The sequence below is a fragment of the Microbispora amethystogenes genome (genome assembly GCF_016863015.1).
GTDB classification, from domain to species: domain Bacteria; phylum Actinomycetota; class Actinomycetes; order Streptosporangiales; family Streptosporangiaceae; genus Microbispora; species Microbispora amethystogenes.
Genome location: NZ_BOOB01000027.1, coordinates 83,455 through 109,193 on the forward strand (window position 1 = coordinate 83,455; position 25,739 = coordinate 109,193).

The 25,739-nt window shown below is 72.2% G+C and carries 21 protein-coding genes; 4 read left to right on the forward strand and 17 right to left on the reverse strand.

All coding sequences use genetic code 11. The annotated features are described in order from the left end of the window. Positions 1 to 120: 120 nt before the first annotated feature. The 4 genes from prmC to Mam01_RS19100 all read right to left on the reverse strand — a co-directional run bounded on the left by prmC (position 121) and on the right by Mam01_RS19100 (position 2,976). Entirely contained in the window at positions 121 to 975 is an 855-nt protein-coding gene (prmC, locus tag Mam01_RS19085) for a peptide chain release factor N(5)-glutamine methyltransferase (protein WP_150939461.1), read from the reverse strand. 172 nt (positions 976 to 1,147) lie between these two features. Then, a complete protein-coding gene (gene prfA, locus Mam01_RS19090) occupies positions 1,148 to 2,194 on the reverse strand; it encodes a peptide chain release factor 1 (protein ID WP_204286635.1) in 1,047 nt (348 codons plus the stop codon). Between the two features lie 104 nt (positions 2,195 to 2,298). Further along, positions 2,299 to 2,517, reverse strand: coding sequence for a 50S ribosomal protein L31 (gene rpmE, locus Mam01_RS19095; protein WP_117409077.1), 219 nt, complete (start codon positions 2,515 to 2,517; stop codon positions 2,299 to 2,301). Positions 2,518 to 2,667: 150 nt separating this feature from the next. Next, positions 2,668 to 2,976: a hypothetical protein gene (locus Mam01_RS19100; protein ID WP_204286636.1), complete on the reverse strand. Its 309-nt coding sequence runs from the start codon at positions 2,974 to 2,976 to the stop codon at positions 2,668 to 2,670. Between Mam01_RS19100 and Mam01_RS19105 the strand changes: the two genes are divergently transcribed. Continuing rightward, entirely contained in the window at positions 2,966 to 3,934 is a 969-nt protein-coding gene (locus Mam01_RS19105; protein ID WP_204286637.1) for a hypothetical protein, read from the forward strand. The genes Mam01_RS19100 and Mam01_RS19105 overlap by 11 nt on opposite strands. A 213-nt stretch (positions 3,935 to 4,147) precedes the next feature. Here the strand turns inward: Mam01_RS19105 and rho are convergent, their stop codons facing one another. The 3 genes from rho to thrC all read right to left on the reverse strand — a co-directional run bounded on the left by rho (position 4,148) and on the right by thrC (position 8,570). Beyond that, positions 4,148 to 6,133: a transcription termination factor Rho gene (gene rho, locus Mam01_RS19110; RefSeq protein WP_204286638.1), complete on the reverse strand. Its 1,986-nt coding sequence runs from the start codon at positions 6,131 to 6,133 to the stop codon at positions 4,148 to 4,150. A gap of 413 nt (positions 6,134 to 6,546) precedes the next feature. Further along, the gene (gene thrB / locus Mam01_RS19115) at positions 6,547 to 7,473 is read right to left on the reverse strand and encodes a homoserine kinase (protein ID WP_204286639.1); all 927 of its coding nucleotides are present in this window, start codon (positions 7,471 to 7,473) and stop codon (positions 6,547 to 6,549) included. Between the two features lie 38 nt (positions 7,474 to 7,511). Then, positions 7,512 to 8,570, reverse strand: coding sequence for a threonine synthase (gene thrC / locus Mam01_RS19120; RefSeq protein ID WP_150939469.1), 1,059 nt, complete (start codon positions 8,568 to 8,570; stop codon positions 7,512 to 7,514). A gap of 186 nt (positions 8,571 to 8,756) precedes the next feature. Between thrC and Mam01_RS19125 the strand changes: the two genes are divergently transcribed. Continuing rightward, positions 8,757 to 10,346 carry a glycosyltransferase family 2 protein gene (locus tag Mam01_RS19125; RefSeq protein ID WP_239101427.1) on the forward strand — a complete coding sequence of 530 codons (1,590 nt, stop codon included), beginning with the start codon at positions 8,757 to 8,759 and terminating at the stop codon, positions 10,344 to 10,346. 80 nt (positions 10,347 to 10,426) lie between these two features. Here the strand turns inward: Mam01_RS19125 and Mam01_RS19130 are convergent, their stop codons facing one another. From Mam01_RS19130 to Mam01_RS19155, 6 genes are all read right to left on the reverse strand, one after another. Then, complete coding sequence (locus Mam01_RS19130) at positions 10,427 to 12,085, reverse strand: glycosyltransferase family 2 protein (RefSeq protein ID WP_204286640.1); 1,659 nt, start codon at positions 12,083 to 12,085, stop codon at positions 10,427 to 10,429. Further along, the gene (locus tag Mam01_RS19135; protein WP_239101428.1) at positions 12,082 to 13,197 is read right to left on the reverse strand and encodes a glycosyltransferase family 2 protein; all 1,116 of its coding nucleotides are present in this window, start codon (positions 13,195 to 13,197) and stop codon (positions 12,082 to 12,084) included. The genes Mam01_RS19130 and Mam01_RS19135 overlap by 4 nt, the downstream gene beginning before the upstream one ends. 92 nt (positions 13,198 to 13,289) lie before the next feature. Further along, entirely contained in the window at positions 13,290 to 14,180 is an 891-nt protein-coding gene (locus tag Mam01_RS19140; protein ID WP_204286641.1) for a polysaccharide deacetylase family protein, read from the reverse strand. Between the two features lie 82 nt (positions 14,181 to 14,262). Beyond that, the gene (locus tag Mam01_RS19145) at positions 14,263 to 15,843 is read right to left on the reverse strand and encodes a glycosyltransferase family 39 protein (RefSeq protein WP_239101429.1); all 1,581 of its coding nucleotides are present in this window, start codon (positions 15,841 to 15,843) and stop codon (positions 14,263 to 14,265) included. 164 nt (positions 15,844 to 16,007) lie between these two features. Then, positions 16,008 to 17,027 (reverse strand): peptidase, encoded by a 1,020-nt coding sequence (locus Mam01_RS19150; protein ID WP_204286642.1) that lies wholly within the window; start codon positions 17,025 to 17,027, stop codon positions 16,008 to 16,010. Further along, positions 17,020 to 17,616 (reverse strand): hypothetical protein, encoded by a 597-nt coding sequence (locus tag Mam01_RS19155; protein WP_239101430.1) that lies wholly within the window; start codon positions 17,614 to 17,616, stop codon positions 17,020 to 17,022. The genes Mam01_RS19150 and Mam01_RS19155 overlap by 8 nt, the downstream gene beginning before the upstream one ends. 282 nt (positions 17,617 to 17,898) lie before the next feature. Between Mam01_RS19155 and Mam01_RS19160 the strand changes: the two genes are divergently transcribed. After that, positions 17,899 to 18,513 carry a hypothetical protein gene (locus Mam01_RS19160; protein ID WP_204286643.1) on the forward strand — a complete coding sequence of 205 codons (615 nt, stop codon included), beginning with the start codon at positions 17,899 to 17,901 and terminating at the stop codon, positions 18,511 to 18,513. Positions 18,514 to 18,689: 176 nt separating this feature from the next. After that, positions 18,690 to 19,775: a Vgb family protein gene (locus Mam01_RS19165; RefSeq protein ID WP_204286644.1), complete on the forward strand. Its 1,086-nt coding sequence runs from the start codon at positions 18,690 to 18,692 to the stop codon at positions 19,773 to 19,775. Between the two features lie 67 nt (positions 19,776 to 19,842). Here Mam01_RS19165 and Mam01_RS19170 read toward each other — a convergent pair whose 3' ends face one another. From Mam01_RS19170 to Mam01_RS19185, 4 genes are all read right to left on the reverse strand, one after another. After that, a complete protein-coding gene (locus Mam01_RS19170; RefSeq protein ID WP_150939475.1) occupies positions 19,843 to 21,150 on the reverse strand; it encodes a homoserine dehydrogenase in 1,308 nt (435 codons plus the stop codon). Positions 21,151 to 21,192: 42 nt separating this feature from the next. Then, complete coding sequence (gene lysA / locus Mam01_RS19175; protein ID WP_373868706.1) at positions 21,193 to 22,599, reverse strand: diaminopimelate decarboxylase; 1,407 nt, start codon at positions 22,597 to 22,599, stop codon at positions 21,193 to 21,195. Between the two features lie 126 nt (positions 22,600 to 22,725). After that, positions 22,726 to 23,442 (reverse strand): DALR anticodon-binding domain-containing protein, encoded by a 717-nt coding sequence (locus Mam01_RS19180; protein ID WP_204286646.1) that lies wholly within the window; start codon positions 23,440 to 23,442, stop codon positions 22,726 to 22,728. A gap of 97 nt (positions 23,443 to 23,539) precedes the next feature. Further along, a complete protein-coding gene (locus Mam01_RS19185) occupies positions 23,540 to 25,567 on the reverse strand; it encodes a glycosyltransferase family A protein (protein ID WP_204286647.1) in 2,028 nt (675 codons plus the stop codon). Positions 25,568 to 25,739: the final 172 nt, after the last annotated feature.

The window sequence follows — 25,739 nt, forward strand, 5'->3', positions numbered from 1 at the left end:
GAAGCCATCCTTCCACGTCTTCCGCCCGGCCCCGCCGTCGTGACCGGCTCACCGAGCCGATCGCAGTCAGTCCCGAATCAGTCCTGAACCAGTCCCGAACCAGTCCCGAACCAGTCTGGATCAGTCCTGGGTCAGCCGCGCGGTGACGAACCGGTCCCGGCCGGTCAGGTCCTGCCGCAACCGCACGTCGCGCCAGCCCTTCTCCTCCGAGAACAGCCAGTACACCGCGTTGCCCTGGAGGTCGGCGTGCTCGACCACGACGAACCCGCCCGGCCGCAGCAGCCTGCGGGCCGTGCGCTCGACGGCCCTGACCTCGTCCAGCCCGTCCTCGCCCGAGCCGTACAACGCCCGGGAGGGATCGTAGTCGCGCACCTCGGGGTCCCTGGGGACCGCTCCGGGCGGGATGTACGGAGGGTTGGAGACGACCAGGTCCACCTGGCCGTTCAGCTCGGGCAGGCAGTCGGTGAGGTCCTCCGGGTGCAGGGTCGTGCGCCCCTGGCCGTGTTCGAGGACGTTGCGCCTCGCCCAGCCGTACGCCACGGGGTCGATCTCGACGGCGTGCACCTGGGCCAGCGCGACCTCCTGCGCGATCGAGAGCGCGATCGCCCCCGAACCGGTGCCGAGGTCGACCACGACAGGGGAGGCGACGTCCATCTCCTGGAGCCGGTCGATCGCCCAGCCCGCGACGACCTCGGTCTCCGGGCGGGGCACGAAGACCCCGGGGCCGACCTCAAGGGACAGGTAGCGGAAGTAGGCCCGCCCGGTGATGTGCTGCAGCGGCTCGCGTGCCTCGCGCCGGGCGACCCCCTCCCAGAAGCGCGCGTCGAAGTCGGCGTCCTTGACCGTGTGCAGCATGCCGCGCGGCACGCCGTGGACGAAGGCCGCGATCTCCTCGGCGTCCGTTCGCGGTGACGGCACTCCCGCCTCGGCGAGCCGGGCGGTGGCGAGGGCGATTTCGTCGAGCAGAAAGGTCATGATCTCTTACGGCACGGGGTTCGCGGCTGGGCGTGGCGGTCTCCGGTTCGCGGAGCACGGGCCGGCGGGGTGGCCCGTGGCGGGGTCGCCGGGGCTCCGGGTCTCACGCATCATCTCCCAGGTCCTCCACGGTCTCCCATCGACCCCCACCGCTACCTCACCCACCGCTCTCTCACGTACGGGCGGCCAGCTTCTCCGCGAGTTCGGCGTCGAGCAATGCCTGTATCACCGCGTCGAGATCGCCGTCCAGGACTTGGTCCAGGTTGTAGGCCTTGAAGCCCACACGGTGGTCGGAGATGCGGTTCTCCGGGAAGTTGTAGGTGCGGACCCGCTCGGAGCGGTCGACGGTGCGCACCTGCGACTTGCGCTCGGCCATCGCCGCGGCGTCGGCCTCCTCCTGCGCCATCGCGAGCAGCCGGGCGCGCAGGATGCGCAGCGCCGACTCCTTGTTCTGGAGCTGGCTCTTCTCGTTCTGGCAGGAGACGACCACGCCGGTCGGCAGGTGCGTGATCCGTACGGCCGAGTCGGTGGTGTTGACGCTCTGCCCGCCGGGCCCGCTGGAGCGGAAGACGTCGATCCGCAGGTCGTTGGGGTCGATCTGGACGTCCACGTCCTCCGCCTCGGGGTACACCAGCACGCCCGCGGCGGACGTGTGGATGCGGCCCTGCGACTCGGTCACCGGCACGCGCTGGACGCGGTGCACGCCGCCCTCGAACTTCAGCCGCGACCAGACGCCCTCCCGCCCCTTGATGGCGACGGTGACGTCCTTGTAGCCGCCGAGGTCGGAGTGCTGGGCGTCGATGACCTCGGTCTTGTAGCCGGCCCGCTCGGCGTACCTCAGGTACATCCTCAGGAGGTCCCCGGCGAACAGGGCCGACTCCTGGCCGCCCTCACCCGCCTTGATCTCCATGATGACGTCCTTGTCGTCGTTCGGGTCGCGCGGCACGAGGAGACGGGTGAGCTTCTCCTCCAGCACCGGGATGCGGCCCTCCAGCTCGGTCGCCTCGTCCGCGAACGCCTGGTCCTCGGCGGCGAGTTCGCGCGCCGCCGTGAGATCCTCCCGTACGCCTTCGAGCTCCCGATACGTCACGACGATCGGCGTGAGCTCCGCGTACCGCTTGCCGTACGTCCTCGCCTTGCTCTGGTCGGCGTGCACGGCGGGGTCGGCGAGCCGCAGTTCCAGGTCCGCGTATTCGCTCATGATCTCGTCGAGGTTCACCGCACGCTCCTTACGCTCTGTCCTCGGTAAAGGCCGCAATCACCAAGAACGCCGACCCGGTGGCGCCCCGAAAGAGGGCGCCCCGAGCCGGCGTGTTGGAGGAGCTACTTGCCCTGGGCCTTCTTGCCGAAGCGCGCCTCGAAGCGCGCCACCCGGCCACCGGTGTCGAGGATCTTCTGCTTGCCCGTGTAGAAGGGGTGGCAGGCGGAGCAGACGTCGGCGTGGATGACGCCGTTCTTGGCGGTGCTACGGGTGGTGAAGGAGTTCCCGCAGCTGCAGGTCACCTGGGTGACCACGTATTCCGGGTGGATGTCGGCCTTCATGTCTCAGTCCTAACGCTAGGTGCGGTCGCCGGGTCGCTCTGCCTGTCGGGGCTGCGCGCGTCGGGCACACCTCGATGCGCTGCGCGGGAACCGGTACCGCTGCGGTCGGCTACCAGTGTGCCAGATCCTGCAACCATCCCAGGCCATGCGCTATTCCCCCGCGCGCGAGGGCCGCCGGGCGGCGTCACCGGTCTGACAGAAACGCGGTGAAACATGACCGGGGTTATCAGTCGTGTGGACGAGCCACATCTGTACCACTAGGCTCCCGTGTCCAAACCCGACTTTTCCCTCAATTTTACCAATGTAAGGGGTAACCATGAGGAAGGGCTTGCGGATCGCCTTGGCGACCGCAACGGGGGCAGCTGTTCTCGCCGCAGGAGCGGCCATCACGACAGTCACCCCCGCGTACGCCGCTGCGGCGATCGCAGACATCAAAATCGACACCACGGTGAGCTTCATTCCGCCCAGCGGAAGTGACTCGATTCCGTTCACCGTCAAGGTCAACAGCCCCTACACCGGTTCCAAGGCTCCGGACATCAAGGCCGAGTTCTGGAAGGAAGGGGAGGCGACCACCAGCGCGGGGCACGCCGCGTCGGTGACCGCCCTGAGCGACCTGGCGAACACGACTCCGGCTCCGACGCCGGCGAGCTCGGTGGAGGTCAAGGGCAGCATCCCGGTCTCCTCCAGCGACAAGCCGACCACCTCCACGGGCAAGTGGACCCTGAAGGTGTCCGCCTACCCCGATGGCAGCACCACCGCCGTCAGCAGCGACACGGCGACCTTCGAGGTCAAGGCCGCGACGCGGGTGACCAGCGCGAACGTGGACCCGGACCCGGTGTATCTGAAGTCGGGCAAGGAGGTCGACGTCTACGCGGGCTTCCACCTGGAGAAGTTCGGCGACGAGAAGATCACCGATGTCCGGCTGGAGTCGAAGGACTCGGACGACTACTACTCGCTGTCCACGGGCCTCGAGGCGGACGACTCCTACCACGACTCCACGTCGATGGACTACAGCACGTCCACGGGCAGCTGGCAGCTGCGGATCAGCATCAGCCGGGCCACCAAGAAGTACTCCTTCACCAAGGCCTTCCAGGTCAAGAAGAGCGGCAGCTCGAAGGCCAAGTCGAAGATCACGCTGTACGCCTCCCCCAGCAAGGTGAAGAAGGGCAAGGCGACCAAGCTCTACGGCAAGGTCTACCGCGGCTCGAAGGCGTGGAGCAAGAAGATCCTGAAGCTCTACTTCAAGAAGAAGGGCACTTCGAAGTGGAAGTTCGTCGGCTACGTCGGCGCGACCTCCACGGGTAAGTACACCAAGAGCGTCAAGCCGAAGTACGACGGCTACTGGCGGACCACGGCGGCCGCCACCAGCCTGACCTCCGGCTCCCTGTCGAACATCAAGTTCGTGGACGTGAAGTAGCGCCCGGCTGTACGGCTCGCCCCACCAACCCCTGGCGCCGGCCGTACAGCACACCGCGGTGACGCGGCACAGATCGTCGAAGGCCCGTGCGGACCGGTCCGCGCGGGCCTTTCCGCGTCCGGGCGCGGATGCGTACCCGGAGACGCCGTGCCCGGAGACGCGGACGCCCCGGACGGCGGGCCGTCCGGGGCGTCGGCGAGTGCCGTGCCGGTGTCAGTCGCGGTCGTTGCTGACCGTGGTCTTCTGCACCTGGAGCAGGAACTCCGCGTTCGACTTGGTCTCCTTCATCTTCTCCAGAAGGAGCTCAAGCGCCTGCTGCATGTCGAGGGCGTGGAGCACGCGGCGGAGCTTCCAGACGATGGCCAGCTCCTCCTTGCCCATCAGGATCTCCTCCTTGCGGGTGCCGGAGGCGTCCACGTCGACCGCGGGGAAGATCCGCTTGTCGGCCAGGGAGCGGTTGAGCTTGAGCTCCGCGTTGCCGGTGCCCTTGAACTCCTCGAAGATGACCTCGTCCATCTTGGACCCGGTCTCGACGAGGGCCGTGGCGAGGATCGTCAGCGAGCCGCCGTTCTCGATGTTGCGGGCGGCGCCGAAGAACCGCTTCGGCGGGTAGAGCGCGGTCGAGTCGACACCACCGGACAGGATCCGGCCGCTCGCGGGCGCCGCGAGGTTGTAGGCGCGCCCGAGGCGGGTGATCGAGTCGAGCAGGACGACGACGTCGTGCCCCAGCTCCACCAGCCGCTTGGCCCGCTCGATGGCGAGTTCCGCGACGGTGGTGTGGTCCTCGGCCGGGCGGTCGAAGGTCGAGTGGATGACCTCGCCCTTGACCGACCGCTGCATGTCGGTGACCTCTTCCGGACGCTCGTCCACGAGGACGACCATCAGGTGGCACTCCGGGTTGTTGCGGGTGATCGCGTTGGCGATCGCCTGGAGCACCATCGTCTTGCCGGCCTCGGGCGGCGACACGATGAGCCCGCGCTGACCCTTGCCGATCGGCGCCACGAGGTCGATGATCCGGGTGGTCAGGACGTTCGGCTCGGTCTCCAGGCGCAGCCGCTCCTGCGGGTAGAGCGGCGTGAGCTTGTTGAAGTCGGGGCGCTGGCGGGCCTGCTCCGGGTCCATGCCGTTGACGGTGTCGAGGCGGACGAGCGCGTTGAACTTCTCGCGCCGCTCGCCGTCCCTCGGCTGCCGGACGGCGCCGGTGACGACGTCGCCCTTGCGCAGGCCGTTGCGGCGGATCTGGGCGAGCGAGACGTACACGTCGTTCGCGCCGGGCAGGTAGCCGCTGGTGCGCACGAAGGCGTAGTTGTCGAGGATGTCGAGGATTCCGGCGATCGGGATCAGGACGTCGTCCTCACTGATCACCGGCTCGTTGCCCTCGAAGCGGTCGCGCCCGCGGCGTCCGCGCTCCCGGAAGCGGCCACGACGCCCGCGGCTGTCGTCGCCCTGGTCGCCCTTGCCGTCGGAGCGGTTGTCCTGACGGTTGTCCTGGCGGCCGTCGCCACGACTGTCGCCACGGCTGTCGCCACGGGTCTGCTGGTCGCGGCGGCCCGGGCCGTCGCCACCGTCGGCGACGCGCTGCTCACCCCGCTGGTCGCCACGCTGGTCGCCACGGCTCTCACGGCTCTCGCGGCCGTCGCGGTCTCCGCGCTCCCGGCTCCGCTCGCCGCGCGTGCGGCGCTCCCGGCGCTCGCCGCGCTCGGGCCGCTCGCCACGCACGTCGGACGGCGCGGACTCGGCCTGCGGCTCGGAGACCACGGCGGCGGATCCGTTCTGCGCGGGCTCGGCGACCACGGCGGGCGCGTGCTCGATCGCGGGGCGCTCCTCGCGCGGCGCGACGACGGGCTCGGCGGCGGTCACGGGCTCGGCGGGCGCCGCCACGGGCGCGGCCGAGCGGGAACGTTCCCTGCGGGTACGGGCGGGGCGCTCCGCGACGGCGGGCGCCGCCTCCGCGGCGGCCTTCGGCTCGGCCGCGGCCTCTCCCGTTCCGCCCTGCTTCTCCTGGATGGCCGAGATGAGCTGGCTCTTGCGCATCCGTCCGGTCCCCGTGATGCCGAGGCTGGTCGCCAGGGCCTGAAGCTCGGGGAGCACCATGCCTGCCAGGCCCGTGCCGGAGCGACGTCGCGGACGGGCCGGGGCGGAAGTGGGGGTGTCGCCGGCGGCCTGGCCGTCGGAGAGGAGTTCGGTGGTGTCGCTCAACTAAGGGTCCTTCCCAGGGGTCGGGCGCCAGAATCGTGCGTCCAGGCGTCCCGGTGATGCGACCCGGCGGGACAGACCGGGTCGGGCTTCGCGAATCTCATGTGTCGGTGACCCTCGGGATTCGCGAGCGGTAGGTGCCCGGGGGCGATCCCCCGGATTGCCGCCACCGACCAGATGTCTTGGTGGTTCGAACGCGCATGTCTCCGAGAGCGCCGCCTCCGGCCCTGCCACCCGAGGGTGTGCCGACTGGAGGAAACGGTTTCGGGGAAATCGCCTTGCCCGCGTCGCGGGACGCGAGACGAAGTGCAGCGATGAACGAATGACAAGCACGCACCCAACACGGGGGCACCTGGTGCGGCTATCAGCCTAACATCACCAGCGCGCACAGCTATTCCCTGAAGGTCGAAGAAACATCAGCGTGTCTCGGGAAACCGAACGAACGCACCAGACGGGTCGACGTTCATTGGCTGGATGTGCCAGTCATTACCCACTTCTGCCGCGATCAAATCCTTGGTTCCCGTTGTCGTCAACGCGAGCACCGTCGGACCTGCCCCCGAGACCACGGCGGGCACCCCCGCCGTACGGAGCCGTCGCACCAGGTCGGCGGTGCGCGGCATCGCCGGCGCTCGGTACTTCTGGTGCAGGCGGTCCTCGGTGGCGGCGAGCAGAAGGCCGGGTTCCGGTCTCCCCGTGAGCGCCGCGACGAGCAGAGCCGCCCGTCCCGCGTTGGCCGCCGCGTCCGAGTGCGGTACGTCCTTCGGCAGCAGCCCCCGTGCCTCCTCCGTGGACAACCGGAAATCCGGGATCAGCGCCACCGGCCGGACGTCCTCGTGCGGAGTCAGTTTCACCATACTCGCCACCCCCGACTGGTCGGTCCAGGCGATGGTGAGTCCGCCCGCGAGGCACGGCGCCACGTTGTCGGGATGCCCTTCCAGCTCGGTGGCCAGCGCGAACACGTCCGCATCCGGGAGATCTTCCGCGCCGCGCCTCCGAGCGAGGGCGCGGGCGGCGAGGATGCCCGCGCAGATCGCGGCGGACGAGGAGCCGAGCCCACGCGCGTGCGGAATCCGGTTGCGGCACCGCAGTTCGACGCCGGCCGGCTGGGCGAACCCCATGCGGTCGAAGGTCGCGCGCATGGTCCTGACGACGAGGTGGCCCTCGCCGTCGTCGAGTTCGCCGGCGCCGTGGCCCTCCACCTCGATCCGAACGCCGGGCGAATCGGAGATCGCCGCCTCCACCTCGTCGTACAGGTCGAGGGCGAGGCCGAGGCTGTCGAAGCCCGGGCCGAGGTTGGCGCTGGTCGCGGGCACGCGTACGACGACGCCGTGACTGTCGGTCAATTCGTCACCTGGAGATGTGCTGAGTGTCAGAGAGCGGGTCAGGCGAGTCCCAGCGCCGCCGCGGCCGCGTAGGCGTCGGTCGGGATCGTCACCGGGGCGGGAGCGCCGGAGATGGCCCAGTCCGGGTCCTTCAGGCCGTTGCCGGTCACGGTGCAGACGACCCGCTGTCCGGCCGTGAGCAGGCCCTGCTCGTGGGCCTGCAGCAGGCCGGCGACGCTCGCGGCCGAGGCGAGCTCGACGAACACGCCCTCCTCCTGCGCGAGCAGCTTGTACGCCGCGGCGATCTGGCGGTCGGTCACGGCCTGGATGTCGCCGCCGGACTCGTCGCGCGCGGCCTCGGCGAGCCGCCACGAGGCGGGGTTGCCGATCCTGATCGCCGTGGCGATCGTCTGCGGATGGGTGACCGGGGAGCCGCCGACGATCGGCGCCGCGCCGCTGGCCTGGAATCCCAGCATGCGGGGACGCTTGGTGGCCACGCCGTCCTCGGCGTACTCCTTGTAGCCCATCCAGTAGGCCGAGATGTTGCCGGCGTTGCCGACCGGGATGCAGTGGACGTCCGGCGCGTCGCCGAGCGCGTCGACGATCTCGAAGGCCGCCGTCTTCTGGCCCTGCAGGCGGTGCGGGTTGACAGAGTTGACCAGCGCGATCGGGTACGTCTCCGCGAGCTTCCTGGTCATCTCCAGGCAGTCGTCGAAGGAGCCCTCGACCTGGAGCAGCTTCGCGCCGTGGACCAGCGCCTGGGCCAGCTTGCCCATCGCGATCTTCCCGCGCGGCACGAGGACGGCGCAGGTCAGCCCGGCCCGTACGGCGTAGGCGGCGGCCGAGGCGCTGGTGTTGCCGGTGGAGGCGCAGATGACCGCCTGGGCGCCCTCCTCGACGGCCTTGCTGATCGCGAGGGTCATGCCGCGGTCCTTGAAGCTGCCGGTGGGGTTGAGACCCTCGACCTTCAGATGGACGTCACATCCCGTGATCTCGGACACCCGCCTGGCGGGGACGAGCGGCGTGCCGCCTTCCAGCAGGGTCACCACGGGCGTCGTCGCGGAGACCGGCAGACGGTCGCGGTACTCCTCGATAAGGCCACGCCAAGCCCTGAACATGGTTGCTCCTCCCACGCGTGCGGACGCGTGTAACCAGGGGTATCGGTCACCGAGTCTACGGCCAACCGTTTGACGTGCGGACTCCGTTGTCCACCGACTGGACATATTGGGCGTCACCTTAGGGAACCGTCAGTCGCTTTCGCTAGTCTGGGCCAGCCCTTTGACCACCGCTGTGAAGGACGAGGATTGGCCCACCTGACGGGCGTGGAGCCCCGGCCGAGGATTCGCCACAACGACTACTCTCCGCTCACGCCGCCACCGCTCGGCGGCTGGAGTCCCACGCTCGGCGCGAGCGTCGTGATCCCCGCGCACGGCGGGCAGCACCGCCTCGACCTGACACTGGCCGCGCTGGCCGCGCAGACCTATCCCGCGCATCTCATCGAGGTGATCGTGGTGGACGACCGCAGCGATCCCCCGCTGCGCCTGCCCGATCTGCGGCCGGAGAACACGAGAATCGTCCCTGTGCCGGACGGCGGGTGGGGCGCCGGGCACGCGATGAACGCCGGCATCGCGGCGGCCGAGGGAGAGATCGTGCAGCGCCTCGACGCCGACATGGTGATCTCGCGCGAGCACCTGGAGGCGCTGTTCCGCTGGCACCACCTCACCGACTACCTCGTCACCATCGGCGGCAAGAGGTTCGCCGAGGAGCCCGCGCTCACGCCCGGCCAGGTCCACGACGCCGTACGGCACGGCTCGCCGGAGGACCTGTTCGACCCGTCGGCGCTGGTGTCCAGTTCGACCGAGGAGACCATCCGCCGCCTTGACGGCCTGCGGGCCAGCAAGAACCCCTACCAGGTCTGCACCGGGCCGACGGTCTCCCTGCGGCGGGCCCTGCTGGACGAGGTCCGGGGCTTCGATCCCGAGGTCGTGCGCGGCCAGGACACCGAGTTCGCCTACCGGCTCGCCCAGGCGGGGGCCGTCTTCGTCCCCGACCCGGACGCCCGCGCGGTCCACCTCGGCCTGCCCGCGCAGCGTGGCGAGCACGGCAGGGCGATCGTCCGGCTGGTCGAGGCTCACCTGGCGCACCGGGTGCCGCTCCGCCGCGACCTGCGCAAGGAGCCCGGCCGACGGTGGCGCGTGCCGTACGTGGAGGTCGTCTTCGACGTGACCGGGGCGGACGAGCCGCGGATCGTCGCGGCGGTCGACGCGGTGCTGCGCGGCACGCTCACGGACGTCGCGGTGACGCTGACCGGCCCTTGGACGCTGCTCGACGGGGGCCGCAGGTGGGCGCCGGGGACCGAGGCCTTCGACCTCGCCCTGGTCCGGGCGGCGTTCGGGCACGACGCGCGGGTGCGGTTCGCCGAGAGCGCGGCGCCGACGGCCGCGCCCGTCCCCTTCCGCTACACCGCGCCGATCGACGCGCCGCCCTCTCCGGCGCTGCTGGAGCGGGCGGTCAAGGCGATGCTGGAGGAACGCGTCGGCCTGCTGGTGCTGGAGGCGCCCGGCGGCCGGACGGCCACGCTGGAGCGGACCGAGGCCGTCGCCCGCGCCCGCCTCCTCGCCGCACCCGGAGAGGCGATCGCCGACGTCATCGCCCAGACCCACGGCGTACGGCACGCCACGCCGGACGAGTTCGACAAGGTTTCGACGACCGGCCGCGAACCGGCCGCCCAGCCCGTCGAGTCCACCCAGTCGGCGCAGCCCGCCCAGCCCGTCCGGACGACGCAGGCCGGGGCCGGCACGCCGGGCGGCGGCGGGGCTGCGGATGGGAACGCCACGGCACGACCGGAGGACCGGGCGCCGCGGTCGCGCCGGGGGCTCTTCCGCCGCTCCTGACCGCCGAGCCGCCGGCATATCCCCTCGCGCCTTGACGCGCGACGGCTCAGTGGGCGACGGTCAGCGCGGCAGGGCCGCGGTCAGGACTTCTTGAAGGTGAAGGGCCGGGTGAGGCCCCGGGCGATGCCGCGCAGGCCCTGGCTCTGGCTCTGGCCCTGGGTGCGGCGCAGGGCCGAGATCTGCTTGCGCAGGGCGCCGATCTCCCGGCGGAACTCGACGGCCGACTTGCGCCACCGCCCCGCCTCGTCGCGCCACTTGGCGACCTGGCCGCGCAGTCGCTCGACCTCCTTGGTGAGCCGCTCGACCTCGGCCTGCGCCGACACCCGGGCCCGGTAGGCCGCACGGGGGTTCAGGTAGGGCGCGGCCTCGCCGAAGGGCCGGAAGCCGAGCGTCTCTCCGTCGGCCCAGTAGGTGCCGAACATCTCGTCCACGAGGTCGTCGGCGTTCTCGCCCTCGGCCGCGATCAGGGCGGCGCGGGCGAAGGCCTCGGTGCGCTCCAGGCGGGCCGTGACGATCCCCTCGGCGTCCTCGGCCAGGAGCACGCTGACCAGCCCGAGTTCCCGCTCGCGCGCCGTCGCGAGCAGCGCTCCGACGCCGTCCTCTCCCGGCGACCAGCCCGGCGGGACGCGCAGGCGGTACGGCGACAGGGTGTCGGGCGGCGCCGCGGCCAGCCGTACGCGGCCCTCGTGCGCGTAGTGCGCGCGCAGCAGCACCAGGTCAAGGCGCGGGTCCTTGAGCGGGGCGCGCTGTTCCGGCGCGAGTTCGTCCCACGGGCCGGTCAGCACGACGGCGAGGTCGGTCACGGTGCCGGCCAGCACGCCGTCCACGGTCGCCCGGACCTCGTCGTACGACCCCGCCGTCGCGTCGACGACGGCCTCGACCTGCGGGACCTTCCACTGGCGCGAGGGATGGGTGCGCAGCCACCGGTAGCCGGGGACGCGGTCGGTCACCAGGGCGTGGCTGACGCGGTTGATCCGCTCGCTGTCGCGCATGCGCATGGACGGCCCGAGGTGGTACGCCCTGGCCTGCGGGTCCGGGACGAAGACCGCCCCCGCCTGCGCCAGCCGGTAGCCCATCTCGGTGTCCTGGCCGAGGATCATGTCGGGGTCCATCGCCCCGGCCCGCTCGAACAGCCTGACGTTCGCCGACGACGCGCCGCCGATGTGGATGCTGAACGGCCGCGGCGAGCGGGTCAGCCCCTGCGACCGCGCGACCAGGTCCTCGATCCAGGCGTGCGGCTCGGCGGGCTCGAACAGCGTGGCCAGGTCGTCCGTGCCCGCGACCTCCTCGGGATCGGGCAGCGGCGCGGTGCTGAAGCGCAGATAGGAGGTGACCGACAGGTAGGGCGCGAGGTGGTGCCAGCGCATGTGGGCCTCCACCTCCGCACGCTCCGGCACGACGTCGGAGTCCATCCAGTGGATGACGTCTCCCGTGGCGGCGGCCAGGCCGGCGTTGCGCGCCCTGGCCCGGCCCGGCGCCTCGCACACCAGCAGCCGCGTGCCGCGCGGCCGGATCTCCGGCAGGCGCAGCGGCGGGTCGCTGCCGTTGTCGACGACGATCACTTCGAGCAGGTCGGCCGGGTACGTCTGCGCGGCCAGCCCGGCGAGCGTGAGGTCGAGCTTCTCCTGGGCTCCGTACGCCGGGATGACGACGCTCGCCCGCAGGCTCGGCGTCCACGCCGATCCCAGCGCGGGCGGCTCCAGCACGGTGTAGTCGTTTCCCCGGATGCGTGGCGTCATGGCGTGTCCAGAAGCAGACTCGGGCGAAAACCGCGCCATTGGTTCGTCGCGACTCGCAGGAAGTGGGCAAGGGGAAGGTTCCAGGTGTGGTCGGCGCTGAGCGACCGCCGCAGGACGTAGCCGAGGCCGTGCGTGCGGTAGATCCGCCCGCCCGCCTCCTCGACGGAGCGCCGCAGGTGGGCGTCCTCTCCCCGGTCCTGCGGCCCGAAGCCGCCGACCTCCTCCAGCAGGTCGCGGCCGAGCAGGATCGTGCCTCCCGCGACGTGGTCGGTCCACACCTCGCTGTTGTAGTCGGTGCGGCGGATCGTGGCGTCCAGAGGCTGGAGGTAGAAGAACTCGGGAGCGGTCCCGACCAGGTCGGCGCCCGAGTAGGTCATGGCCAGCAGCAGGTCCGACAGGTGCTCGGGGCCGTACCAGTCGTCGTCGTCCCACTTGGTGACGATGCCGGTGGACGCTCGCGCGGCCGCCTCGTTGAGGACCGTTCCGAGCGGCGCCCGCTCGGCGGCCTCGACCACGGTGACGGGACGCGGGAACTCCTCGACCGCCTGCCGCACCCGCGCCGCGGGGAAGCCGTGCAGCGCGACGACCACCTCGAAGTCCACCCCGCGCTGGCGGGCCATCTGCCGCAGCGCGTCGCCGACGTACTGTGGCCGCCGCGTGGCCATGACGACGGTGACCGGTGCCGGGTTCGCGGCGACTCCCCGGGCGCGCAGCGCGTGCCTGCGCAGGCGCACGCTGTGCTCCTCCCGGCGAAGGTCGGCGACCGACGCCGGGGTGCCGTCGCCGGGCTCGGGCGTCCAGGCCGCGGCGAGCCGGGCGAGGACCGGATCGGCCTCGCGCACCCATGCGGGTGGATCCGGGCAGGTCAGCGGCACTCCCGCGGCGGCGAGCGCGGCCACCGGATCGAGCGCCCCGGCGACGGGCCGCGCGGGCCACTCGACCGTCAGCCCGCGCAGCGGCCGGAGTTCCTCGACGTCGGCGGGCCGCGGCGGGCCGGGCAGCGGGCGGTCCCCCGCCGTCCAGCCGCCGCCGCTCCAGGACAGCGTGGCGGTCTCCTGGGTGGGACTCCGGGTGAAGCCGTACGGCGAGCACATCTCCGTCGCGACCGTCACGTGTCCCTCCCGCTCGTCTCTTTACGAGGTTTGTGGACTTATATCATCAGAAACTGGTAAGAACCTGTGACTTTGAGTGCCCGGACCGTCTCTCACATGTCGTCGGGGACCGGCCAGACCTTTCCGCCGACGAGGTCGCCCAGCGCCTTCACCTGGATCTTCCCGGCCTTCCGCTGCCGCGCCACCCAGTCGACGAAGGCCGCGAACTCCTTCGGCGCCGTCGCGTACTGGTCCCTCGGGTTGTTCTTGATCTCGTGGAAGACGAAGGTGACCAGGCCCGGGCCGCCCTCCTGCTGGGCCCGGGTGACGAAGCCCTCCAGCGTGCGGGCCGTACGCGGCAGGCGGGTCTGGCTGGTGGCGCGCACGGCGGCGAGGTCCACCGGCGGCAGCTTCTCGGCGACCGGGCACGCACGGCAGCTGTCGGACCGGTACAGGCCGTTGATCCCGCGTGCGGTGGTGTAGCCGCAGCGCATGGAGAGCTGCTTGGTGGTCTCGTCGTAGTCGCCGAAGGGATAGGCGAACGAGCGGGCGGCGAAGCCCATCTTCAGCAGCGCCCGCCTGTCGTCGCAGATCTCGCTCTGCTGCACCGCCTCGGACTCGTCCGAAAGGTGCGGATGACGGAGGGTGTGGCCGCCGATCTCGTGCCCGGCCCGCGCGATGGCGCGCAGGGCCGGCACGCTCAGGTATCTGCCGGAGCTGCCGAGGCGCGCGCTGTTGACGTAGAAGGTGCCCTTCAGGCCGCGCCTGGCCAGCATCTTCGCCACGGCCAGGTGGTCGGCCGTCCCGTCGTCGAACGTGAGCGCCACGGTGGGCACCCCGCTCCTGGCCGCCTGCCGTGTGCCGTGAGCGGGGGCGGACGCCTGCCGGGCGGCGTGCACGGCCGCCTGCCCCGAGGAGGGAACGCCGGCCGCCCCGGCGGGGGCCTGCTGGAGCCCCGCGACCGACGCCGCGGCGACGAGACAGGCCGGTACGAGTCTCTTCACCGTAAGTCGCATAGGGGAAGACTTTACTTGCATCAGGCAATCACTTTGCCGTCACCTCGGCGATCGGGTATCGCCGAGATGGTCACTTTCCGCCCCGCCCGCGTTCGAACAGCGCGACGGTCAGCCCGGGCAGTTCGGCGGAGTGCCAGGCGGTGGACAGGCGGAATCCCGCCGCGCGGACGGCCGCCACCCGCCGGATCTTCGTCCCCTCCAGGCCGGCCTGTTTGGTCCCCCGCCAGACGACCCAGACCCGGCGGCGCCCGGCCAGGGCGTCCGCGAGGCCGGGTTTCTCCGCGTACTCGAAGGCCGGGCCGCGCCCGGCGAAGAGCACGTCGTCCGGGAGCCCGTCGCGGCCGTAGTAGCCGAAGCCGGTGCGCAGCCTGCTCTGGCCGTACACGATGGCGTCGCCGGGGCGCTCCTGCGCCCTGATCACGTCCACCGCTCCGGGGAAGTCCTCGTAGTGGCCGTTCCGCCGCCGGTAGTCGGCCTGCGCGGGCAGCCCCAGCACGGCGACGGCCAGGACGGACGGCACGGCCACCAGCGCGGTGGTGCGGGCGGAAGACGGGCGGACGGAGGCGAGGGCCACGCCGCCCGCCAGCGCCAGCGCGGGCGCGGCGACGAACACGTAGCGGTCCACATAGGCGGGGGTCACCAGCGCGTCGACCGCGAGCAGCAGCAGCGGCGGGAGGACGAGCCAGCCGCCGATGAGCACGCCCCAGGGGACGGACGCGCGCAGCAGGATCACCACCCCCGCCACGGCGAGGGCGAACAGCGCCGGCCCGGCGAGATCGGAGCCCGCGACGTGCTTTGGCACCTTCAGCAGCACCTCGGGTCCGTGCGGCTCGATCCAGCTGATCGCGGCGCGCTCGCCCCATCCCACCAGCCCGAGGATCGCGACGGGGACGCACCCCGCGGCCATCGCGGGGACGACCCTGGCCGACACCGTACGGGGGGGCAGCGCGAGCAGGGCGGCCAGGAACTGCGCCGGGAGCACCAGGACCGAGAACAGGTGCGTGCAGCCGAGCAGGGCCACCGCGGCCGCGTACGCGCCCACCCGGCCCCAGGTGGGCGACTCCGCCACCCGGTGCAGCGCCCAGGCCGAGACGACGGCCGCCGCGGCCGCGAAGGCGTACGGCCGGGCGTTCGCCCCGTGGAAGGACACCGACGGCAGCACCGCGAACAGCGCGGCGGCCGCCATTCCGGCACGCGGGCCGGCGAGCCTGCGGCCGAGGTCGGCCAAAAAGCCGGCCGCGACGCCCGCCGCCAGGGCCGACGGCAGGCGCAGCCACCACTCGGCCTCCCCGAGGAGGGACCAGAGGTGGATGAGCAGGTAGTAGGGCAGGAAGTGGCCGTCGACGTGCTGGACGAGCGCCCACAGGCCGCTCAGCGGCCGGGCCACCGCGGCGCTGTAGGTCGCCACCTCGTCGCCCGACAGCGACGCCGTGCCGCCGGACACGGCGACGCCGGTGGTCACGAGGCCCGCGACGAGCGGCGTCCACCGCGAGCGCCGTGTCCACCCTGTTCCCCGCGTTCCCCGCGTTCCCCGCGTTCCCCGCGTTCGCCGGGACCGGCCGGGCGGTCCCGCCGCGGCCCTGGCCGCGCCGTCACCGGCCGTACGGGCCGCCTCGCCCGTAACCACGCTCTCCCCCGCTGAAGTGATCACTTCTACGAGGTTAGGGACATCCCGTTTCCACCGGCGCGAAGACCCATAAGGCCGTTACCGGATCGAGTCCTCCCTCCGGGGCCGTCCCCTGCGGGCACCCACCGTGCGTATTCCAGGCCCGCCCTCGGCCCTGCCGGGTACGGCCGCGGGCGCGCCGCGCCGGGTCAGGCCGCTTCGCCGTTCACGGGACGGCGGCGGAACCGGCGCAGGCCGGCGACCAGGAGTCCCGCCGCGGCGACGGCCGCACCGCAGGCCGCGAGAACCGGCACCGAGGGACCGCCGTACGCTGCCGCCCGCTCACCGGCCGCGGGGAAGGTGATCGTGCCGGTGGCCGTACGGCTGACACGGCCGCTGCGCAGGGTGAGCCGGAACCTCCAGGGCCCGGCGGGCAGGTCGTGGCCCAGCGGCACGGTCACCCGGCCGTGTCCGCCGGGAGGCAGGGTGGTGGCGCGGGCGCTGCGGAACGGCCCGGCGCTGAGCGCGCTCGGCCCCTCCGACAGCCGCACCTCGCCCTCCAGGTCCACGGCGCGCTCCCCCGTGTTGCCGACCTCGGCCACCAGCCGTGGCTGCGCGTCGCCGGTGCGCTCGGCGGTCACTTCTCCGATCCGGAAGCTCGTCGGCGGTTCGCCGCCCGGGCCCACGTCGAGGTAGGTGCGGACGCCCACCCGGTTGACGAGCGCGACGTTGCCCGACGGGCCCGGCGAGGCCGAGGAGATCTCCGCCCAGAGGACGGCGTAGCGCTCGCCCTTGGAAGCCGACGGCGGCACCGCGACGGTGGCCGTCACCGGGACATGGCCGTGCGGCGGCAGGTCCACGGCGGTGCGGTCGAGCCTGATCCAGGAGGTCAGCTCGTTGGGCGTGCGCGCGGGGGCGAACCTGAATCCGGCGTCGCCCACCTGTGCCGCCGCGGCGTAGAGATCCACGTGCTGCCTTGAGGAGGAGGTGCTGAACACCTCCAGGCGCCTGGTGAAGGTCGTGCCGGGATTGACGTGGTCGACGATGAACGCGTGCGAGCGGGGGTCGTCCAGGCGGTTCTCGGGAATCTCCAGCAGCCGGATCCCGAACCTCCCCTGGCCGTGCCGATGGGCGTCGTCGCCGGTGGCCGCCGCGGCGGCCACCGGCGCGAGCATCGCGGTCACGAGCAGGCCGGCGGCGGCGAGCCCCCGGACCGATCTGCTAGGCAACGGAGTGGTTCACCGTTCCGGTGTAGGTGCCCGCGACGGCCTGGGCGGGGACGTTGACGACGATGGTCGGGTCCCAGGTGGCGGAGTTGTCGCCGGAGCCGCTCGTCTTGCTGAACGCGGTGCGCGGCACGTCGAGCGACTGGGCGGCCGCCGCGTTCGCCTGCCCCGGCACGAACGTGCCGGAGCCGGTCGTGGCCGTCGCCGCGCCGGACCAGTAAAGGACCGCGCTGTTGGGAACGGTCTCGGCGGCGGTGCCGCCGCCGGTGGTGAAGCCCCCCGCGGCGGCCGACACCGTGGCCACCCATGTCGCGGTGAGCGCGGCACGCTGGTCGGACACCGTGACCGGGCCCAGCGCGCCGCTGATCTGACCTCCCGGCGCGCCGCTGCCGACGTTCACCGGCCCGTCGGGAACGGTGATCGTCAACCCGTCCGGCGCGGTGACGGTGAAGGTGACGGTCGTGGGACAGGTGGTGGACGCCGGACACGTGGCCGCCGCGGCGGGTGACGCGGTCGTCGCCACGGACAGCGCCGCCGTCAGCGCCAGCACTGCCACACCCGCCGACGGCGCGGCGACACTCCTCTTGCACACAGCCGATCTCCTCCGTGAGTACGCCGCCCCTTCCGGGCCGCGGTCGGTGACATCGTGGCCGGTCGGCGGCTCGCGGCGAGATCACACTCAGCGGTCTCTGGAAACCCTTTGTGATCAAATGACGAGCGGCGGGGACGCATGGCCCGAAGTCCGCGGTCACGCCACGTAACGGCGTGGCGACAGCCGCGGGCCGCGCCGATGACCTAGCCTGCCGTAGATCGTTCACGGCGAGGATCAGCCGCACGAGGGCGACTCGTGCGGCAGGGCGACGAGGAAGGCCAGATGCGCAAGGTCCGTGCGGATGCCCTGGTCGTCGCGGCGCTGGCCGCGTCGATCGCGCTGCCGATCGCACTGCCGATCGCACCGCCGATCACGCCGTTCACGTCTCCGCTCGCGCTGGCCGCCGGGCCGGGCGCACGGCAGGCGGGACGAGACGGCGTGAGCGGAGCCGAGCTGGTCGCCGTGCGGGCCGACCCTTTGACGATCACCGTGCCGGGCTCGGCCAATCTCGGCAGCGGAGGCCAGGGCGGCACCATCAGCGCCTCCATGGGCACGGTGACCGTGACCGACCAGCGCAACGGGATCCCTCCCTGGACGGCGACCGTCTCCGCGACGAACTTCACCACCGGCAGCGGCACGCCCGCGCAGACCATCACGACCGCGAACGTCGCCTACTGGTCCGGGCCGGTCACCGCGTCGTCAGGCGCCGGGACGCGCTTCCCGGGACAGCCCACCGCCACCGACCGGGTGCCCCTCACCTCGCCGGTCGTCGCCTTCAGCGGACGCAAACAGGTGCCGCCGATGTCGACGAGCTGGCAGCCGACTCTGGTCATCACCATCCCGTCCGGCGCCGCCGCCGGCGTCTACACCGGGACCGTCACCCACTCAGTGGCCTGACCGGCCCGGTCCGTCCAGGAGTTGGGCGTCCCGTGACCCGCCACGGACGCGGCGGAGCGACCTCCGACGAGGAGGGTCGGACAGAGTGAGGCCTCGCCCGGCCCCTCATGTCTCCGCTCAGCCGAAGGGATGCCATGCCCCGCTTCTCACGACACCTCCGCCGTCCACTCGCGGCGATGGCGCTGGCTCTGGTGACGGCCGCGCCGTTGTCCAGTGGCCCACCCGCCGCCGCCGCCCCGGACGAGCGTCCCAAGCCGCTGCCCCCGTGGGTGCTGATCTGCAAGAAGCTGAAGCGGATGCCGGAGCACCGGCACATGCGATGTCCCGTCCAGCGGCCGCGCCCGCCCGTCCGGCCGTTCCGGTCCGGCGACGTCGCGCGGACTCCGACCGTGACCGAGATGGACATCCCGACCAGCACCGCGGGCCCTGTCGGCATCACCTCGGGGCCGGACGACGCGCTGTGGTTCGCCGAGAACTACGCCGGGCAGATCGGCCGCGTCACCACGGACGGCGACTTCACGGAGTACGCCGTGCCGACCGACGACGCCGAGCCCGCCCACATCACCACCGGCTCGGACGGCGCCCTGTGGTTCACCGAGTCGGCCGCCGACAAGATCGGCCGCATCACCACCTCCGGAGTCGTCACGGAGTACGCCCTGCCCAACACGGGGTCCTTCCCCTGGGGCATCACCGCCGGCCCCGACGGCGCCCTGTGGTTCGTCGAGATGACCGGCGACAAGATCGGCCGCATCACCACGTCGGGGACCATCACCGAGTACGCCCTGCCGACGAGTGACGCCTTCCCGGTGCGGATCACCACGGGGCCGGACGGCGACCTGTGGTTCACCGAGTCGTTCACCGGGAAGATCGGCCAGATCACCACGTCCGGGACCATCACCGAGTACGCCGTCCCCTCCTCAGGGGCGACGCCCATCGGGATCGTCACCGGGCCCGACGGCAACCTGTGGTACACCGACGCCAACGGGAAGGTCGGCACCGTCACCACCGGGGGCGACTTCACCGAGTATCCGCTGGACGACCCCAACGCCTTCCCATGGGGCATCACCAGCGGATCCGACGGCAGGCTGTGGGTGGCCGAACAACTCGGCAACGCGGCCGCCAGCGTCACCACCTCGGGGATCATCATCGAGTACAACATGCCGACCGTCCTCGCCGGGCCGTTCGACATCACGAGCGGACCCGACGGCAACGTCTGGCTCACCGAGGACTACGTCGACCAGATCGCCAAGGTGACCCTCTGATCGTCCGACCCGGTCCCGTGGGGGCCGCCGCCGCTCCCGGCGGCGGGCCCCACGGTCCCACGATCGCTCAGGGGGCCTCGTCGCCCTCCACGCGCATCACGCTGGCGACCGCCCGGACGATGTCCAGTTCGCGCAGGTCCTCGATCGTGCCGGACAGGGCCGCGTCGCTGGCCCGGTGGGTGACCAGCACGAGCCGGGCGTCGTCGCCCCGCCCCTCCTGCCGCACCGTCTGGATCGACACGTCGCGCCGGGCGAAGGTGTCGGCCACCCGGGCGAGCACGCCGGGCTTGTCCGCCACGTCCAGCGACACGTGGTAGCGGGTGACGCTGTCGCCCATCGGGTGGACCTTGAGGTCGGCGTACGTCGACTCCTCCGGGCCGCGGGTGCCGGCGAGGCGGTTGCGCGCCACCGCGACGATGTCGCCCAGCACGGCGCTGGCGGTCGGCGCGCCGCCCGCGCCCGCGCCGTAGAACATCAGCCGCCCGGCCGACTCGGCCTCCACGAAGACGGCGTTGTACGCCTCCCGGACCCCCGCGAGGGGGTGGGACCTCGGGATCATGGCGGGGTGCACGCGGACGCCGGCCGACCGGCCGTCGTCGGAGCGGGCGCAGATGGCCAGCAGCTTGATGACGTAGCCCATGCCCTTGGCGGAGGCGACGTCGGCCGCGGTGATGTCCGTGATGCCCTCACGGTAGACGTCGGCGGCCGTCACCCGGCTGTGGAAGGCGATGCCCGCGAGGATCGCGGCCTTGGCCGCCGCGTCGAAGCCCTCGACGTCGGCCGTCGGGTCCGCCTCGGCGTATCCCAGCGCCTGGGCCTCCTCCAGGGCGTCGGTGAACGAGGCGCCGGTGGAGTCCATCTTGTCGAGGATGTAGTTGGTCGTGCCGTTGACGATGCCCAGCACGCGGCGCACCCGGTCACCGGCCATCGACTCGCGGAGCGGCCGCAGCAGCGGGATGGCCCCGGCCACGCTCGCCTCGAAGTAGAGGTCGGCGCCGTTCTCCCGGGCGGCGCGGTGGATCGTCGCGCCGTCCTCGGCCAGCAGCGCCTTGTTGGCGCTGACCACGGACTTGCCCCGCGCCATGGCGGCGAGGATCAGCGAACGGGCGGGCTCGATCCCGCCGATCACCTCGACGACGATGTCGACGTCGTCACGGGTGACGAGGGCCTCGGCGTCGGTCGTGAGCAGCGCGGGGTCGACCTCGGCGTCCCGCTTGCGGCCCAGCCTGCGCACGGCGACGCCGGCCAGCCTCAGCGGCGCTCCGACACGGGCGGCGAGATCGTCGGCCTGCTCGCCGAGCAGGCGCACGACCTGCGACCCGACGACGCCGCAGCCCAGCAGCGCGACCCCGAGCGCCGGTTTGGCGTTACTCACGACCCCTCCTCGCTTCGCCGCCGGACCGCCGGCGGCGGCTGGTCACAGCTGCCCCCTGAGCAGGTCGTCCTCGGTCTCCCGGCGGATGATCACTCGCGCCTGGCCGTTGGACACCGCGACGACGGCGGGCTTGGGCAGATAGTTGTAGTTGCTGGCCAGGGACCGGCAGTAGGCGCCGGTGCCGGCGACGGCGATCAGGTCACCCGGGGCCAGGTCGCCCGGCAGGTACAGGTCGCGCACGACCATGTCGCCGCTCTCGCAGTGCTTGCCGACCAGGCGCGACAGCATCGGCCCCGCCTGACTCTCGCGGGAGGCGAGCACCGCCGTGTACTCCGCGCCGTACAGCGCGGTGCGGACGTTGTCGCTCATGCCGCCGTCGACGCTCACGTAGGTGCGCAGGCCCTCCACGTTCTTGACGGTACCGGCCTCGTACAGGGTCACACCGGAAAGGCCCGCGATCGAGCGGCCCGGCTCGACCGTGAGGCGCGGCACCGGCAGCCCGGCCGCCTCGCACACCTTGGTGACGATCTCCCGGAGGCCGTCCGCGATGACCTTGACGTCCAGGGACTCGTCGCCCGTGACGTACGGGATGCCGTATCCGCCGCCGAGGTCCAGCTCGGGGAGCACCACGCCGTGCTCCTCCTTGATCTCGACCAGCAGGGTGGCCAGACGGCGGGCGGCGACCTCGAAGCCGCCGACGTCGGTGATCTGCGAGCCGATGTGCGAGTGCAGGCCGGTCAGTTCGAGCTGCGGCAGCGCGAGGATGCGCCGCACCGCCTCGGCGGCGGCGCCGCCGCTCAGCGACAGGCCGAACTTCTGGTCGTCGTGGGCGGTCGCGATGAACTCGTGGGTGTGCGCCTCGACCCCGACGGTCACCCGGATCATGACCTTGGGCCGTACGCCGTGCTTCTCGGCGAGGAAGCCGAGACGGGCGATCTCCTCGAACGAGTCGACCACGATGTGGCCGACGCCGGTCTGGACGGCCTTCTCCAGCTCGGCGAGCGACTTGTTGTTGCCGTGCAACGTGATCCGCGCGGGCGGGAAGCCCACGCTGAGCGCGACGGCGAGCTCGCCCGCGCTGCACACGTCGAGGCCGAGCCCCTCCTGGTCGATCCAGCGGGCGACCTCCCGGCACAGGAAGGCCTTGGCCGCGTAGTGGACCTCTCCGTCGTGGAAGGCCGACCGGTATTCGCGGCAGCGGGAGCGGAAGTCCTCCTCGTCGACGACGTACAGCGGTGTGCCGAACTCCTTCGCCAGGTCGCGTACGTCGATGCCGCCGATGGTGACGGCTCCGCCGGTCCGGCCCGACGTTCGCGGCCAGACGGCCGGTTCGAGCGTGTTGAGGTCGGCGGGCGTGTGCGGCGGACGCTCCTCGGGCGGTCCGGCGGTCACGGCGACGATCGTGGAGGCGGCGTGCAGGTCGCCGGCTGGGTGGGCGAATCGACTCACCCGCACGAGGCTAGCCGACCCGGCGATTCTCCCGCGCCCGCTGCTCACCCTGCGAGACAACGTGTGGAAGATATTCTGCATCGCAGGTCATCCTGCGTACTGTTTCCGGCCGGTTTCTGCTTTTGCTCAGATTTTGCGGGGCGGGGTGACGCCGAGTTCCCACAGGCCCGTGGCGAGCACCGCGCGCACCGCCTCACCCAGCCGCACCCGCGCGGCGTGGACGTCCGAGGGCTCCTCATCGCCCCGGGGAATCGGCGCGGCGTGCTCGAAGGCGTCGTGGTAGGCCGCGGCCAGCCGTTCGAGATACGCCGGCCAGCCCGGATCGCGGCTCTCCCGCCTGCTCGGCAGCTCCGCCAGGACCCGCAGCACCGCCCGGTCGTACGGGCCGTCCAGCCGTCCGGGGCGCGCGCCTGCGCCGGTCGCGACGCCGAGATCGCGCGCCCAGCGCCGTACGGCCTCGGCCCGCGCGTACGCGTACCTGACGGCGAAGCCGGGGTTGTCCCACGTACGGGGGAAGTCCGGCCACGGCCCCTCGCCTTTCGACGGCCGTGAGGGTTCCAGGGGTGCGGTGGGCGGGACGTCGGTGAGGACGTCCTCCGGTTCGGTGACGGCGATCACGAGGAAGCCGTTCGGCCGGACGTCCACCCGCCCGACCCCCGGGACGGCCCGCAGCCGTCCGGCCAGCCGCTCCGCCGTCTCTTTCGGCGTCTCTTTCGGCGTCTCTTTGGGGGGTTCGCCGGTCCCGCGCAGCGCCGCCGCCGAGGCGAACGTCGCCTCCCGTTCCCACGAGCCCTGGGGAACGGGCGGCGAGCCGAGGACGGCGGTCAGCGCCCCGACGATCACTCGCCGTCCTCCACGGGCGGCGTCCGGCGCCCGTGGTCCCGTTCTGCAGGGCTCGCGGTGGTCATCGCGGCCAGCCTAACGCCGGGTTCGGGTGTGATCAGAGCAGGAGGGCGAGGGGCTCGGCCGGGACGTACCCCTCCATGCGCGCCGAGGAGAGCAGCGCGCCCTCCGCCGAGTCGCGGACGCAGACGTAGGAGTAGCGGTCGGCCGAGTAGACCCGCACCCCGTCCGTACGGCACTGCCGCATCAGGACCTCGCCCCACTCCTCCGAGACGTCGGCGAGGCCGAGGTCGGTGAGGGTCTGGCGGCGGGCCAGGACGGTGCCCCCGGCGACCTCCGGCAGGAACCGGTGCTCGGCCCCCGGCTGGCGCAGCAGCGTCGCCCCAGTGGCGGGCACGTGCGCGTAGAAGGACGCCTTCCCGAGCACCTCGGCGTCGGTGGAGGCGAAGTGCCGGACGAGGTCGGCCAGGTAGTGCTCGCCGTACAGGTCTCTGGGGTCGAGCACCGCCACGTGGTCGCCGTCGGCCAGCCGGACCGCGCGGTCGAGGGCGGCGCCCCGGGTGATCGGCTCCTCGGTGACGCGGACCACGACGTCGAGGCCGGGGCACACCTGGCGGACGGTCTTGTCCACCAGCCCGGCGTCCAAGCCCTCCGCGACGATCACGATCTGGCCGGGCCGGTCGATCTGGCGGGCCACCTGGGCGAGCAGGTGGTCGAGCTCGGCCTGACCGGCGACCGCGGCGACCGCCGTGATCACGCCGCTGCCCCGCACGCTGGGCACGCCGAGCGTGTCGAGGATCGGGTCGAGCAGCGGCGTCACGCCGGCGCCGGCCCGCCAGGCGAGGTGCGCCTCCCTGGCCAGCCGCTCGGTGTCGGCCATGAACATCTCGGCCGCCGCGACGATCTCCTCGCCCTTGGCCCCGGCCCGCACCTGGAGCACCGGGGTGCCGCAGGCCGTGACCTCTCCTATCGTCCGCGGCTCGGCGTCGGCGCCCGCGATCACCAGGGCCGGCTGCCGGTAGGCCGTCAGCACGTCGTCGTACGCCGTCTCGTCGTCGCCCTGGCCGGCCAGCGGCCTCCAAGCGGCCGATCCGTCGGCGGGAGGGGTGACGGTGCCGAGGGTGACGATCTCCCCCGTTCGGCCGCCCTCGGCGGGGATGGGGTTGTGCACCCGGGGCTGGATCGCGTGCGGGAGCACGCCGACCCGGTCGTGCCGCAGCGCCGCGCGCCACTCGCGGGCCCGGGCCTCGGTGGTGGTCAGCACCCACTCGAAGTGCTCGGCCGCCGGGACCCCCCGCGACACCGCGCCTCCGGAGTGCCAGAAGACCGTCTTGATCCCCCGCTTGCGGCAGGCCGCCACCAGATCGCGCAGCGCCCGCGTCTCGCCGGCCAGCGCCTCCAGCCAGCGTCCGCCGTTGCCCTGCCGCGGGCCGGGCCGTACGGACTCGACGAACAGCACGTGCGGCCGCTGCTGGTCGAGCATGGCCTCCCAGTTGTCCGGGCCGAAGTTGGTCACCAGCCGCCACTCGTACCGCAGCAGCGCCTCGGTCTGCCGGTCGACGATCGCGGCGACCGTCATGTACGGCCGTGCCGTCGGCCCCTTGGGGACCACGAAGTGCTCGGCGAGCGGCGTAGAGACCTGCGGGGGCTTCGGCTGGGGCTCGGCCGGGATGGCCTTCGCCTCCTCGACGACGGGGATCTCCGGCTTGAAGTCCGAGCGCCTGGGCGCCGGGCGCTTCCTGATCGGCGTCTTCAGCGTCTTGGCCACCGAGCCGGGGTTCTTGCTGTGGATCGCGTCGCCGAGCTTGCTCCACCGGCTGTCCTGGAGCGAGGCGAGCTTCCAGTTGGCGACCTCGGTCTGGTAGCGCTGCTCGGCGAGTTGCTTGGCAAGTTGCCGGTTCTGCCGCTCCGCCGTCTTCAGCCGCGCCTCGGCCTCGCGCGTCTTGGTCACGGCCTCGGCCTCCGCGCGCGCCACCTCCTCCAGCCGCCGCTGGTAGTCGCCGATCAGCCGGGTGAGCTCCGCCGCGTTGGCCGCCTGTTCCACCGCCTCCGCCAGCGCCCGCCGCAGCACCGCCGGGTCGCTCCGCTCAGGCTGTCCGGCTGCCGGTTCGCTCAGCTCGCTCATAAGGGGTGACTCCGCGGTAGGCCATCAGGACGCAAGTCACAATATTCGCAGAACCCCCTGATCATTCTCAGCCGGAGGCGCGACCCCGCCGATCCCGGCACCTTGCCGCTCCACCCACCGTGCCGGCGACCAGTCGAACAGAAAAGGATCTTGACCTGCTTGACCAACCAAG

Excerpts from the sequence above, each read along its gene's own strand:
- Mam01_RS19185 (WP_204286647.1), bottom strand. The coding sequence starts at position 25,567 with ATGAGCGAGCTGAGCGAACCGGCAGCCGGACAGCCTGAGCGGAGCGAC.
- rpmE (WP_117409077.1), bottom strand. The coding sequence starts at position 2,517 with ATGAAGGCCGACATCCACCCGGAATACGTGGTCACCCAGGTGACCTGC.
- Mam01_RS19165 (WP_204286644.1), top strand. The coding sequence starts at position 18,690 with ATGGCGCTGGCTCTGGTGACGGCCGCGCCGTTGTCCAGTGGCCCACCC.
- Mam01_RS19160 (WP_204286643.1), top strand. The coding sequence starts at position 17,899 with ATGCGCAAGGTCCGTGCGGATGCCCTGGTCGTCGCGGCGCTGGCCGCG.
- Mam01_RS19130 (WP_204286640.1), bottom strand. The coding sequence starts at position 12,085 with ATGACGCCACGCATCCGGGGAAACGACTACACCGTGCTGGAGCCGCCC.
- prmC (WP_150939461.1), bottom strand. The coding sequence starts at position 975 with ATGACCTTTCTGCTCGACGAAATCGCCCTCGCCACCGCCCGGCTCGCC.
- Mam01_RS19100 (WP_204286636.1), bottom strand. The coding sequence starts at position 2,976 with ATGAAGCTCACCGTGGTGTCGATTTTGATGTCTGCGATCGCCGCAGCG.
- thrC (WP_150939469.1), bottom strand. The coding sequence starts at position 8,570 with ATGTTCAGGGCTTGGCGTGGCCTTATCGAGGAGTACCGCGACCGTCTG.